This is a genomic window from Brevundimonas vesicularis (genome assembly GCF_027105095.1).
Classification (GTDB): domain Bacteria; phylum Pseudomonadota; class Alphaproteobacteria; order Caulobacterales; family Caulobacteraceae; genus Brevundimonas; species Brevundimonas vesicularis_E.
In genome coordinates this window covers 2,107,605-2,120,490 of record NZ_CP114278.1, presented here as the reverse complement: position 1 = coordinate 2,120,490, position 12,886 = coordinate 2,107,605, and the positions used below count along the sequence as shown (strand labels likewise).

Here is a 12,886-nt window from a genome sequence, read left to right as displayed (position 1 = left end):
CAATACGCGTCGGCGTGCCGCACCATCTTTCCAAAAACACTAACAGCTGACAGCGTTGTCACAAGATGCGGCGTGATCGCTTTGTGTTGCAGCCGGTGAGGCTGGATGACGCGGTGATCGTGCTAGCAAGCGCGTCGGGGCTCGTGTCATAGAGGCGAGGGTCGTTCGATGGAGGAGGGCGAAGTTTCAACTTATTCCCATCCCCGCCGCACGCGTCTGGTCGTTGCGGCGTATTTGGTGCTCTTTCTGGCCGCCTTCATTGGCCTGGCGCCCCTTTTCCAGATCATCGCGCCGATCCATGCGGCCGGGCTGGATGCTGGCTCCAAAACGGAAATCCTGAGCCGCGCGATGTTCTGGGGCGCCGTTACGGCTGCCGCCGCCAATGTTCTCATGGGGACCATCAGCGATAGGACTACGTCGCGGTTCGGGCGTCGGAGGCCTTGGATCGCGTTGGGCGCCCTCCTGACGGTGTTGAGCTATGTCGGCATATGGCGGTCGTCGACGCCGGGTGAGTTCGTCTGGGCCTTGATCGGGTTTCAACTCGCCTTCAACGTTCTGATGGCGCCGCTTTCAGCGGTGTTTGCAGATCGCGTGCCGATCGCCTTGAGAAGCACCGTCTCTGCGATGCTGGGCCTGTCGTATCCGCTCGCGGTTGCGCTGGGGTCCAGCCTGATGGCGCTCGGGCCTCAGTATGAGCCCGGACGATTAGCGCTCCTGGCCGGCATTCTTCTCGGCGCGGCTGTCATCTTCCTGGTCGTTTACGACGAGCCGCCCTGTTCTGAGCGACCAGAAACGCCGCAACCCTCCGTTTCCGGCGGCATAGGCTCGTTCATCGCGCCATTCAGATCGCGAAACTTCGCCGTGGTCTGGACCGGGCGGCTCTTCATCGCGACAGGTTACGCCCTGGTCAGCATGTATCTGCTGTATTTCGTCACAGACGCGGTGGGATGGCCCGGTCGCTCACCGGAACGCGCGCATGCCTTGCTCACGGGCATCGCCTTTGTGAGTGTCGTGGTCGTCGCGGGGGCCATCGCCGTGTTTGGGCGGCGGATAATCTGGCGACAGCCTGTCGCGCTGATGGGAGCGCTGTTGCTGTGTGGGGCGACCGCCGTGCTGGCGATCGCGCCTTCCTGGACAACGGCGGTTCTCGCCCTCGCGGTCTATGGCTTGGGCCAAGGCGCCTATGGATCCGTGGAGATGGGGTTGATGGCGGATGCTCTTCCCACGCAGGACAATCGCGGGCGAGACATGGGGTTGAACAACCTGGCGGTCGCCCTGCCTCAGGCGATGGCCCCGGTCGCCGCCCTCATTCTCGAGCGTTCCGGCGCTGATGTTCGCGGCCTTTATGTCGCAGCGGCCGCGTGTTTCGCCGTCGCCGTCGTTGTCATGAGCCTGTTTCGATCAACCCCTGTGTTGGAGCGCTCCAAATAGGCGGCTCTGCTGGTCCGATGACGTGATCCGAATGGTGTCACGCTTCAGGAAGGGCGCGACTTCGATTTCATCGCTACGGCCATTTGTCTGCGTCAGACGTCTGACCGCGACAGCATCGCCGAACCATAGAGTTTCGGCTCGAAGCCTTTGGTCCAGAACACCTTGCCGAGGCCGCGCGCGCAGCGGTCATAGATGTTCGCGCGGTCGGGTCGGCGCAGGATCGCTGACAGGACGGACGCGGCGCCCCAGAGCGCGGTCTGGACCAGTCCGACCAGCATCCATTTGATGACGCCGGGCCAGTCGCGGCGGTCGGCGGCCATCTGCGTCGGGCTCTGGCCATAGGCGAAGGCGCGGGTCAGGGCGTAGTTCAGCGTGGCGCGATGGGGCGGGGCGAACTCGTCGACCCAGGCGTCAGCAGCCCAGCCGAAGCGGCCGCCGCGTGCCGACAGGGCGGTGAACAGCCGGTCGTCCTCGCCGCCCGTCTCGTTCATGGCGACATCGAACGGGGCGTCGCCGGGCAGGGCGGTCGCGCGCACCATCAGACTGTTGCCGCAGCCGTGGATGTCGTCGGTCAGGCCGGTCTCGCGCGGGCCGTTCCGGCCAAAGAACCGCTCCAGATAGGCGGTGGTCCGGCCGATGTTTTCCGGCACCCGCCCGCGAATGGGTCCAAAGACGACGTCGGCGCCGGTCTGCGTTTGGGCGTCCAGCAGGGCGGCGAGCCAGCCGGGAGAGGCGGCTTCGTCGTCGTCCAGAAAGGCGATCAGGGTCGCGTCGGTGGCGGACAGGCCGATGTTGCGCGCCGTCGCCACACCGGGGATGGGGGCGTGGGCGTAGGTCAGGGGCACGGGCGCCTCGGCGCGCAGCCGTTCGATCAGGGGGGCGGCGGACCCCAGCGGGTCATTATCCGCGACGACGATGGCGGCGACGCGATGCAGCGATCCGACCTGGACGAAGACGGAGCGCAAAGCCCGCTCCAAGTTTTCGGGGCGGCACAGGGTCGGGATGATGACGGCGACGTCGCGCATATTAGACGACGTCCGCATAGACGGCGGCGCGGTAGAGTCTGAGCGCGAAGGCGCGGGCCTTGACCGGCAGGGCCACCGTCAGGGCGGCCTGTTTCATCATGCGGCGCGCAAAGGGCAGGGCGGGCAGGCGTTTCAGGGCGCGCGCGGCCTTGTAGCTGGGATAGGTCTGGACGATGGCGGGGTGCAGGGCGACGACGCGGGCGAAGTTGCCGGCGCCCTGATCGAACTTGCGCGCCAGATCCTCGACCGTGTCCAGGCCCATATGGGTGGCGGGATTGTCGATATGGACGACGTGAAAGCGGCGGGAAACGCGCATGGCCCACTCCACGTCCTCCCAGCCCCAGCCGTTGAAACCGGAATCGAAGGATTCGGCGGCGAATACGTCGCGGCGCACCAGCAGATTGGAGGTGTAGACGTATTTCTCGGCCGTCAGGGCGCGCTGGGACGCGGACAGGCATTCCGAGGCGCCGGACAGTGCGCGGTGAACGGCGAACCGCGCGTCGGTCGGCGCTTGATCCAGCGAGAAGCCGCCGAAGGCTACGGCGGGCGCTTTGTCAGTGACCAGGCGCAGCCAGTTTTGTAGGAAGGCCGCCGTATCTGGCCGCATGTCGCTGTCGAGGAACAGATAGGCCTCGCCCCGAGCGGCGGTGGTCAGGCGGTTGCGCCCCCTGGCGCGGCCTTCGTTGGCGGCCAGGGTGATGAGACGGGCGGGCAGATGCAGGGCGTCGATGGTCGCCTGAAGCCGGGTCGTCAGATCAGCGTCTGCGGTGCCGTCGTCCAGCAGGATCAGCTCGACGGCGCCGGACATGGCGGCGGCCTCGGTGTCTAGTTGACGAAGCAGTCTTTGCGGATCGTCGCGCAGGAAGGGGATCAGGACCGAGATCGTCGGCGCCGCCTGAGACCAAGCAGCGTTGTCGTGGATATGGGCGCTCATGCCGGCACACTCCGGCGCGCGCGGATCAGGCGCAGCAGGACGTTACGCACCCCGGCGGCGTTCAGCGTCAGGGCGACGACGGCATAGACGAGACCGCCCACACTGGCGTCCAGCATCAGCTCCACGAAACCGCCGATGGGCGGCAGCATCCATACGACCCCGGCCATGACGGCGGACGCGATCCCGCAACGGATCAGCGCCTCCCACGGCATTGGCAGGGCGATGGCGCGGCGGCTGAGCAGGATACAGGCGATCAGGCCGATGGCGAAGCTGGCGGCGGTCGAGACGGCGGCGCCCGTCACACCCATGCGCGGGATCAACAACAGGTTCAGCGCGACGTTGCAAAGAGCCGGAATCGCCATCGTCACCAGCAGCAGCCCGGTCTTTTTTCCAAGCGTGAAGCCGAAGCCGAAATAGTAGGCGATCATCCCTGACAGGAAGGATGAGGCGGCGATCCACGGCGTCACCAGTGCAGCGGCGGCGCGCAGATCCTGGCCGATCATCAACTCCGCCAGCGGTCGCGCGACCAGCGACAAGCCGACGGCTGCGGGCAGGCCGATCAGGATAAGGGTCGAACCTTGCTCGATGGCCGTCTGACGCAGCGCCTCGCGCCCGCCGCGCTCCAGCGCCATGACCATGGCCGGCGCGCCCGCTGCACCCAGCCAGATGAAGATGATGTCCAGCGTCCGGTTCGCCAGGCTGTAGCTGGCGTGATAGGCGCCGACCGCCGCCGCATCCATGAAGGCGGCCAGCAGGAACCGATCCGTCGAGGCCAGCACCAGCGCCAGCATCAGCGACGCCGCGATCGGATAGCCGTAGAGGGCATAGGCCTTCAGCCGCGTGCGATCCACGGTACCGCCCGTCGACTGACGCAACTCGCCCGGCAGGATGAAGGGCAGGGCGAACAAGGGCGCGATGGCCAGGCCCAGCAGTGGCGAGGCCGCGCCGGCGCCGGCCAGTGCGAACCCGGCCCCGACCAAAAAGCCCAGGATGGCGACGCCGATGTCCACGGCGGCGGATTTCGACACCTCGCCCGCCGCGCGATACCGCTCCTGCGCCAGCTTCGCGAGGTTGCGCACCGGCGCGCCGGCCAGGCCGAAGGCGACGGCGATCTTGAACGCCGGCGTCAGCGGCGCCAGCCACACGATCAGGGCCGCGATCGGGGTGAAGACGGCGATGATCGTGAACGACGTGCGGTACAGACTGGCGAAATGGGTCGCCATTCCCTCGGGTGTGCGCTCGGCCGCCCAGAAGCGCGCCATCGACGCTTCCAGCCAGGTGAACGTCACGGTGTGGGCCAGGGTCGTGACCGAAAACGCCAGGGCGTAATGGCCGAAGTCGTCGGCGCTGAGCAGGCGCGTGAAGACGAAGATCGTCAGGAACCCGACGACCCCCTGGACGATCTGGGCCGGCAGATAGCCCCAGACGCCGCGCCAGAACATGCGCTTCTCGCTCAACGCACGGCCGCCCGGTCGCCCAGCAGGACGGGGATGGTGACGGCGATGACCCACAGGTCCAGCCAGAAGGACTGGCGCTCGATATATTCGATGTCCAGCTGGACGCGCTCGCGTACCTGGGCCTCGGTGTCCACCGGTCCACGCGAGCCCTTGATGGCGGCCCAGCCGGTCATGCCGGGCTTGATACGGTGGCGATGGGCGTATTCGGCGACCAGCAGGGCGGATTCGGTCTCGCCGGTCTTCATGCCGATGGCGTGCGGGCGGGGGCCGACCAGGGACATCTCGCCTGACAGCACGTTGAAGATCTGGGGCAGTTCATCCAGGCTGGTGGCGCGGATGAAGCGACCGACGCGGGTGACGCGGTCATCGTCGGCGCAGACCTGACGGCTGGCGGTCGCATCGGCGGCGGCGTGGCGCATAGAGCGGAACTTCCACACGATGATGGTCTCGTGATTGAAGCCGTGACGGCGCTGGCGGAAGAAGACGGGGCCGGGGCTGTCCAGCTTCACCGCCAGGGCGACCAGGGCCATGATGGGCGCAGCGACGACCAGGGCTGCGGCGCCGATCACCAGATCCTGCATCCGCTTGTTGAAGGCCCGGCGATCCGGGTTGGCAGGACCATCCAGAGACGCAAGCGGCGCATTCGCCAGCCGGTTCAGCAGCCCGTCGCGGCCCAACTCCGAATCGACCAGGACCGTCAGCGGATTGGGCAGGGCGTTCAGGGTCTGCGTCAGGTCGCGCACGCGCTGGCCAGCCTCCGGATCGATGGCCAGCACGATCCGGTCGACATAGGGCGTCAGTCGGTGCGTCAGCAGGGCCTTGGCGTCGCCCAGCACCGGCACGCCGGCGACGCTGTCGGGCGATCGGGCCAAGCGATCGTCGAACACGCCGAGCACATTCATGTCCCGCCGCTCCAGCGCCTGTTCGATCAGACGTCGCGCGTTTCGGGTCGCGCCGACGATGACGATATTCGGCGACAGCACGCCCAACCGACGCCACCGAACGATCATCGCCAGCCATAGGCCGTGCAACATGATCAGGCCGGCTGTCGTCGTCAGCGCCCAAGGCGCAATGACGTCCAGCGCCGGCCGGTCCATCACCCAGCCCAGGGCGAGCGCGATCGCGGCCGAGGCGACACCCACGCCCGCCACGCCCGCTATGTGCAGGGGCCAGGGCGTGTCGCGCCCGAATCGATAGAGCTGAAGCGCGCGCATCAGAACGAGCACAAGAACGGCGCCGACGACCACGGGTGCTGCGTCGCCCACGGTGATGTGGGCCAAGCCTGAGGGGTGCATCACGACGATCGCGCCGAGCGCCAGCCCGCAAACCATCAGCACGTCTATTAGCCGGAAATAATGCGCCGACAGCCGCACGGACGATCGCTCGCGCGCATTCAGCCAGATCTCCGGGCGGAACGGCCCGCGCGACGGCCGGCTCTTCAGCGGCATGTCGGCGGCAAGACTGGCGGGACGGTCGAGCAACAGGCGATCCAGGAGCGATCCGGGGGAGCGAATGATGGCCGCGATACTGCCGCTTCGGCCTCTATGTCGCGTTAACGTGGACGCTTTCTTTCGAACCGGATTGCGCGACGCATCAGCCTCCGCTATCGACGCCCTCGCAGGAGACGTGGCCGAGTGGCTGAAGGCAACGGTTTGCTAAATCGTCGTACCCCGTAAGGGGTACCGAGGGTTCGAATCCCTCCGTCTCCGCCACACCCTTGCCCCCAAATGTCACCGCTTGCCAACCCAGCGCCCCGCTGCGCAAGGATTTGCGCCTTAAGCCCGTCATAGCTGGACGGGACGCGGACCGCTCATCTTAGGGCGGGACTTAGGGCGAGCTTAGGGTGGCGACCGCTTCTGTCGTCGGCGTATGTTCTCCTTACGTTCTGGAGAAGCCATGGCGCGCGACGTGAACAGATTGAACGGCAAGAAGGTGCCGGGGATGGCCCCCGCCATCGTCAGCGCTGGTCGGTCGAGATGAACGTCCCTTGTCCCGGTGCTGGACAACGTCGGAGTCGGCGCGGGTGTCGGAGGAATTGAAAAGGCCCCGAACTCATGGGAGCCGGGGCCGATCTCGGGTCGCGCGAAGCGACTGTCAGAAAAGTGCACTGCTTCGGTTAATTGGTCAATGGGGGTTTCTCCCGGTCATTGAGGCGCGCGGCTTGGTGTATGCGAGAGACATGTAGCTGTCGAACAAAGCCCTAGCCGCGCGTTCAAGGGTCGGGTTGGTCATGCCGCCATCGCCTCCGCTCTCCGGTTCTTCCGATCCCGCAAAAGGCGATCGCTGATCGTCCGGATGTGGGCCAAGTGCGCGCACGCCGCCCGAACGGCGCCACCCTGGGCCTGGGGGTTCGTCTCGCCGGTGCAGCGCTGGACGACATCGCGCCAGCGGGTCAGCAGGGCTTCATCCGGCTTCAGCAGCTCGAACAGCATCCGGGCGTCGCGGGGCGCCATATGCTCGGTGACGGCGGACAGCATATCGTCAGCGTCGATCATGGATTGGCTGACGTTCTGGCCCGGCGCGCCGTCGGAAGATGCGCGGATGAAGTCGGGCCGGCGCTCCTGACCGTTCTCGCCCGATGCGGTGCGGATCAGATCTTCAAGCCATTGGACGGCGGCGCGAGCGTCAGGGCCTTCTTTCAGTAACAGCGTGAAACAGTCCCGGCGATAGCCCGCCACCATGTTTCCATCATTGTCCTCAATGATCTTGGCGCCGTGAACCCGAAGCGGCGCATGGTCAGCCTGTCGCGCCGCCTTTTCCCTCGCCGCACGCTCTTGCCGCTCTTGGGCCTCACGCGCCCTGCGGGTCTTTTCGGCCTGGGCCGCCTGCGTCTGCGCCTTCTGCTCCTCAAAGGTCAGGGGCGGTGTTTTGCGCTTGCTCATGCGGCTTGGTGGGGAACACGAAAGAAGCGCGTTCCTGTGCCGTGGCCCGCATCATGGGACCCTCGCTGGTGGAAGCCAACCGGGGACCGACGCCGCGATCTGGTGAAGGCAGGCGCTCTGATCATCGCTGAAATCGAACGTTTAGACCGTGCGGAGGCTGCAAAATGAAATACCGGAAAACAGCACTTGTTGAGGCTGAACAGTTCTTGCCTGCCGAGGACAAGATACCGCCTGGCGTGTTCTCCGATGGCCTGTCGGACCCGCGCAAATCGACTTCGCAATGGGTTCTGGAAACACTGGAAGGAAGGCATACGCTTCGTCCAGGAGATTACATCTGCACCGGACCTGCGGGAGAGCGCTGGAACGTTGAGCGGTCGATTTTCGAAGCTACATACGAGCTTGTGACCACCCAACCCGACACCGGGAAGGTCGAAGCGGGCGGGGTGGAGCGGGAGGCGTTTGATGCGGTGTCAACGTTGGCGGAGGCCATGACCATGTTCGCAGATCATGGTGGAACCCTCATCGCGGACGCCGGGTCTTCATTCCACGAGCCGAGTTAGAGAAGCACTTCGGCCCTATCGACAGCGCGGCTTAGGGCGCATTTTAGGGCGCCGCTCCGAAATGGCCCTGAAACGCCCGCCACGACTGACGGCTTCTAAACCCTCCGTCTCCGCCATTCCTCTCAGAAATAGGCCGATCAGCAACCACTTGCCGCGCAACGGGTCAGTAGGCTTCGCGCGTCATGTCGTCGTTGAAGACCACCGCCGTGGACGCCTAGCTGAAAAGACGCCACCAGGGCTTCCAGGGGGTCAGGTGGTGTTCGTGGTGGCGGCCGAAGTGGAAGCAGGTCAGCAACGACAGGATCGGGCCGAAGGGGCTGGTGCGGGCGTTGTGGTGGTCGGGGAAGGCGTCGTCGGTATGCCTGTGAGGCAGCCAGGTGCCGAATGTGAAAAGCTGTAGCGCCGAGAGCAGGGCGGGCGCGGCCCAGAAGACCAGAAGATTGGGCATGCGGGCGCCAAGGATCAGCACTGCGACGGCCACGAGCACCGTCAGAACGGCCAACTCGCGCCAACCGAAATAGGTACGGAAAAAGCCGTAGAACCAGGGCAGGAAGGCGCGCGGGGCGTCGGCGTGAAAGTCGGGGTCGTCCGCCGTGCCGGGCGCGGCATGATGAGCGTGGTGCGCCGTCTTCAACGGCGCAAAACGAAAACCGGCGTAGAGGCCCAGCGCCAGGCTGCCGATCGCCGTGTTCAGCCGAGGGCGTCCCGGAGCCAGAGAGCCGTGCATGGCGTCGTGGGCGACGATGAACAGGCCGACGGACAGCCAGGTCTGGAAAGCGACGATTAGCGGAACGGTCAGGATGCTCCACATCGTCCAGCGATGAAAATAGACGCCGTAGATATGCAGGCTCAGCCAGGCCGTCGCGATCAGGCCAGCCAGCGTCAGACCGATCAGGGCCTGGTTCGGGACGACCCGTGACATTGGCGTGACGGCGGACATGGCGCGACACTTAGCGCATCGCGGCCCGGTAAGCATCCTGTTCGCTTGCCGCATGCGTCCGCGCGTGCCACCTGTCTGCAATGCAGGTCGACGCCTCTGACACTTCCGCGCCGGACCTTTTGCTGGTCGGCGGCGGCCTGGCCAATGGCCTGCTGGCGCTGCGGCTGTCACAGGTCCGTCCTGATCTGGACGTGCGGATCGTCGAGGCTGCGCAGACCCTGGGCGGGGTCCACACCTGGTCCTTCTTCGACAGCGACCTGACGCAAGCGCAGCGCGATTGGATCGCGCCCTTGATGGTGCATCGCTGGCCAGGATACAGCGTCCGTTTTCCTCAGTTCGAACGCGCGCTGTCGACCCCCTATTGCAGCGTCACGGCCGAACGGTTCGCGGCGGTGATCGAGGCGGCCTTGCCCGGAAAGATCATGCTGGGTGCGCCGGTCGCTTCGGTGTCGCCGACCGAAGCGGTGCTGGCTGATGGACGGCGTCTGGGCGCCAAGACGGTGATCGACGGGCGCGGGCCGACTGCGACGCCGGATCTGGCGCTGGGTTTCCAGAAGTTCGTCGGGCTGGAGGTGCGGCTGGCGGCGCCGCACGGCCTGACCACGCCCATCGTCATGGACGCCTGCGTCGACCAGGCCGGGGGCTACCGGTTTCTCTACACCCTGCCGTTCGATGATCGCACGCTGCTGATCGAGGATACGCGTTACACCGACGGGGATGCGCTGGATCGCGCGGCGTTCCGGCAGGGCGTGCTGGAATACGCCCGCGCGCAGGGCTGGGAGATCGAGACGGTCCTGCGCGAGGAGGACGGCGTCCTGCCCGTGGCGCTCGACGGTGACATCGGCGCGCATTTGTCGCGGATGGGGCCGACGGCGCTCAGCGGCCTGCGCGCCGGGCTGTTTCACCCGACCACCGGCTATTCCCTGCCGGAAGCCGTGCGCCTGGCCGACCGGTTGGCGCTGGATTTCGAGCCGGCGGCGATCGCCGAGGACATCCGCTGCCATGCGCATGACGTATGGGCCGGACGAGGCTTTTATCGGTTGCTGAACCGGATGCTATTCCGTGCGGCGCGACCGGATGAGCGATACAAGGTGCTGGAGCGGTTCTATCGTCTGCCCCAGCCCTTGGTCGAACGCTTCTACGCCGCGGAATCGACCCTCGCCGACAAGGCGCGGATCCTGAGCGGAAAACCCCCGGTGCCGATCGGCGCCGCACTGACCTGTCTGGTCGAAAGAGGACGTGCGTGATGCGGGCTGCTGTCATCGGATCGGGCTTCGGAGGCTTGTCGCTGGCCATACGGCTGCAGTCGGCGGGCATACAGACCACGGTGTTCGAGGCCCGCGATCTGGAGGGCGGCCGGGCTTACGTCTTCAAGGACAAGGGCTATACCTTCGACGCCGGTCCCACCGTCATCACCGACCCGTCGGCGCTGGAGGAACTGTTCGAGGCCAGTGGGCGCAAGCTGTCGGACTACGTCGAACTGTTGCCGGTCGCGCCCTTCTATCGGCTATGCTGGGAAGACGGCGACGTCTTCGACTACGTCAACGACCAGGACGAGCTGGACCGCCAGATCGTGGCGCGCAATCCGGCCGACAAGGAAGGCTATCGCAAGTTCCTCGCCTATTCGCAGGACCTGCTGAAGGAAGGCTATCTGAAGCTGGGAGCCGTGCCGTTCCTGGACTTCGCAAGCATGGTCAAGGCGGCGCCGGAGCTGATGCGGCTTCAGGCCTGGCGGTCGGTCTATGACAAGGTCGCCAGCTATATTCAGGACGAGCATCTGCGTCAGGCGTTCAGCTTCCACTCCCTGCTGGTCGGCGGCAATCCGTTCGCGACATCGTCGATCTATGCCCTGATCCATGCGCTGGAGCGGCGCTGGGGCGTGTGGTTCCCGCGCGGCGGTACTGGTGCGCTGATCCAGGCCATGGTGCGTCTGCTCAAGGATCTGGGCGGGGAAGTGCGGCTGAACAGTCCGGTCGAGCGCATCACCATGGCGAACGGTCGCGCGACCGGCGTGGTGGTCAACGGCGAGACGCTGGCCTTCGACATGGTCGCCTCCAATGCCGACGTGGTGCACACCTATCAGCGCCTGCTGGGTCAGGAACCGCGCGGTCAAAAGGAGGGCGCCAAGCTGGCGTCGCGGCGTCACTCCATGTCGCTGTTCGTCATCTATTTCGGCCTGAAACGCGTCCACCCGGAGGTGCGCCACCACACGGTGCTGTTCGGGCCGCGCTATCGCGAGCTGATCGCCGAAATCTTCAAGGGGCCGGACCTGCCCGATGACTTCTCGCTGTATCTGCATGCGCCGACGCGGACCGATCCGTCACTGGCGCCGGAAGGCTGCGACGCCTTCTATGTGCTGGCGCCGGTGCCGCACCTAGCCTCGGCCGACATCGACTGGGAGGTCGAGGGGCCGCGCTATCGCGACCGGATTCTGGCCTATCTGGAAGAACGCTACATCCCCGGTTTGACGGCGGACCTGGATACCTGCCGGATCTTCACGCCGGTCGATTTCCGCGACCAGCTGAACGCCCACCAGGGTTCGGCCTTCTCGCTGGAGCCTATCCTGACCCAGAGCGCCTGGTTCCGGGTGCATAACCGCGACGACCAGATCCCCAACCTGTATTTCGTGGGCGCCGGCACCCATCCCGGCGCGGGCGTGCCGGGCGTGGTCGGATCGGCTAAGGCCACCGCCGCCCTGATGATCGAGGACGCGAGGCAGCCGGCATGACCGACGCCGTCCTGGATCACAGCCGCCAGTCGATGGAGCAGGGGTCCAAGAGCTTCGCCGCCGCCGCGCGCCTGTTCCCGGCGGCGATCCGGGATGACGCCTGGATGCTGTATTCCTGGTGCCGGCACTGCGACGACGAGATCGACGGCCAGGTGCTGGGCCACGGCGCGGTCGGCATCGATCCGGTTCTGGCCGGCGAGAAGCTGGACGAACTGCGTTTGCGCACCGCCGCCGCCCTGGCCGGAGAGCCGCAGACGGACCCGGTCTTCACCGCCTTCCAGCGCGTCGCCATGCGTCATGGCATTCCGGCCGACGAGGCGATGGACCTGTTGCAGGGGTTCGAGATGGACGTGGTCGGCCGGCGCTACGATACGCTGGAGGACACGCTGGACTATGCCTATCACGTCGCCGGCGTCGTCGGGGTGATGATGGCGCGGATCATGGGGGTGGACGATACGCCGACCCTGCGACGCGCCCAGGACCTGGGGCTGGCGTTTCAGCTGACGAACATCGCCCGCGACGTCGTCGAGGATGCGAAGGGGGGGCGGGTCTATCTGCCCGGCGCCTGGCTGGATGAAGCGGGCGTGCCCCGCGATCAGGTCGATCAGCCCCAGCACCGCGCCGCCGTGGCCAAGACGGCGCAGCGTCTGGTGGCGGCGGCCGAGCCCTTCTACGCCTCGGCGCGGTGGGGGTTGCGCGATCTGAACCCGCGCTCGGCCTGGGCCATCGCCACGGCGCGCGGCGTCTATCGGTCTATCGGCCGCCATGTGTCGCGCGCCGGCGTGAGCGCCTGGGACGGGCGGACGTCCGTCGACAAGGCGGGCAAGCTGATGCTGCTGGGGCGGGGTGGTCTGATCGCCCTGTGGTGCAAGACGCTGGACGCTTGGCGCGAGCCGCCGCCGCGCCCGGCCTTGTGGACCCACGTCTGA

Annotated in this window: 11 protein-coding genes and 1 tRNA gene; 6 read left to right on the top strand and 6 right to left on the bottom strand. The window is 66.4% G+C overall.

Annotated features, from left to right (window positions below; translation table 11 throughout):
• Positions 1-237: 237 nt before the first annotated feature.
• Positions 238-1,431 (top strand): MFS transporter, encoded by a 1,194-nt coding sequence (locus tag O2K97_RS10565; protein ID WP_269221130.1) that lies wholly within the window; start codon positions 238-240, stop codon positions 1,429-1,431.
• A 92-nt stretch (positions 1,432-1,523) separates the two neighbouring features.
• Here O2K97_RS10565 and O2K97_RS10560 read toward each other — a convergent pair whose 3' ends face one another.
• From O2K97_RS10560 to O2K97_RS10545, 4 genes are read right to left on the bottom strand one after another with little or no spacing between them, the layout of a single operon-like run.
• Positions 1,524-2,456 carry a glycosyltransferase family 2 protein gene (locus O2K97_RS10560; RefSeq protein WP_269219229.1) on the bottom strand — a complete coding sequence of 311 codons (933 nt, stop codon included), beginning with the start codon at positions 2,454-2,456 and terminating at the stop codon, positions 1,524-1,526.
• Between the two features lies 1 nt (position 2,457).
• A complete protein-coding gene (locus O2K97_RS10555; RefSeq protein WP_269219228.1) occupies positions 2,458-3,390 on the bottom strand; it encodes a glycosyltransferase family 2 protein in 933 nt (310 codons plus the stop codon).
• Positions 3,387-4,832, bottom strand: a complete 1,446-nt coding sequence (locus O2K97_RS10550) for a lipopolysaccharide biosynthesis protein (protein WP_269219227.1) — start codon at positions 4,830-4,832, stop codon at positions 3,387-3,389. Before O2K97_RS10550 ends, O2K97_RS10555 begins: the two co-directional genes overlap by 4 nt.
• 11 nt (positions 4,833-4,843) lie before the next feature.
• The gene (locus O2K97_RS10545; RefSeq protein WP_269219226.1) at positions 4,844-6,328 is read right to left on the bottom strand and encodes an exopolysaccharide biosynthesis polyprenyl glycosylphosphotransferase; all 1,485 of its coding nucleotides are present in this window, start codon (positions 6,326-6,328) and stop codon (positions 4,844-4,846) included.
• Between the two features lie 139 nt (positions 6,329-6,467).
• Between O2K97_RS10545 and O2K97_RS10540 the strand changes: the two genes are divergently transcribed.
• Positions 6,468-6,559: transfer RNA gene (locus tag O2K97_RS10540), tRNA-Ser, on the top strand.
• Between the two features lie 516 nt (positions 6,560-7,075).
• Here the strand turns inward: O2K97_RS10540 and O2K97_RS10535 are convergent.
• Positions 7,076-7,729, bottom strand: a complete 654-nt coding sequence (locus tag O2K97_RS10535) for a hypothetical protein (RefSeq protein WP_269219225.1) — start codon at positions 7,727-7,729, stop codon at positions 7,076-7,078.
• Positions 7,730-7,893: 164 nt separating this feature from the next.
• On the opposite strand from O2K97_RS10535, the gene O2K97_RS10530 reads away from it, so the two are divergent.
• Positions 7,894-8,289: a PGDYG domain-containing protein gene (locus tag O2K97_RS10530; RefSeq protein WP_269219224.1), complete on the top strand. Its 396-nt coding sequence runs from the start codon at positions 7,894-7,896 to the stop codon at positions 8,287-8,289.
• 214 nt (positions 8,290-8,503) lie between these two features.
• On the opposite strand, the gene O2K97_RS10525 is transcribed toward O2K97_RS10530, so the two are convergent.
• On the bottom strand, positions 8,504-9,229 hold the full coding sequence (locus O2K97_RS10525) for a fatty acid desaturase (RefSeq protein ID WP_269219223.1): 726 nt from the start codon (positions 9,227-9,229) through the stop codon (positions 8,504-8,506).
• Positions 9,230-9,309: 80 nt separating this feature from the next.
• Between O2K97_RS10525 and crtY the strand changes: the two genes are divergently transcribed.
• The 3 genes from crtY to O2K97_RS10510 are packed head-to-tail and all read left to right on the top strand — an operon-like array spanning position 9,310 to position 12,886.
• Positions 9,310-10,476 (top strand): lycopene beta-cyclase CrtY, encoded by a 1,167-nt coding sequence (crtY, locus tag O2K97_RS10520; RefSeq protein WP_269219222.1) that lies wholly within the window; start codon positions 9,310-9,312, stop codon positions 10,474-10,476.
• On the top strand, positions 10,476-11,957 hold the full coding sequence (locus tag O2K97_RS10515; protein ID WP_055754144.1) for a phytoene desaturase: 1,482 nt from the start codon (positions 10,476-10,478) through the stop codon (positions 11,955-11,957). Before crtY ends, O2K97_RS10515 begins: the two co-directional genes overlap by 1 nt.
• Positions 11,954-12,886, top strand: coding sequence for a phytoene/squalene synthase family protein (locus tag O2K97_RS10510; RefSeq protein ID WP_269219221.1), 933 nt, complete (start codon positions 11,954-11,956; stop codon positions 12,884-12,886). Before O2K97_RS10515 ends, O2K97_RS10510 begins: the two co-directional genes overlap by 4 nt.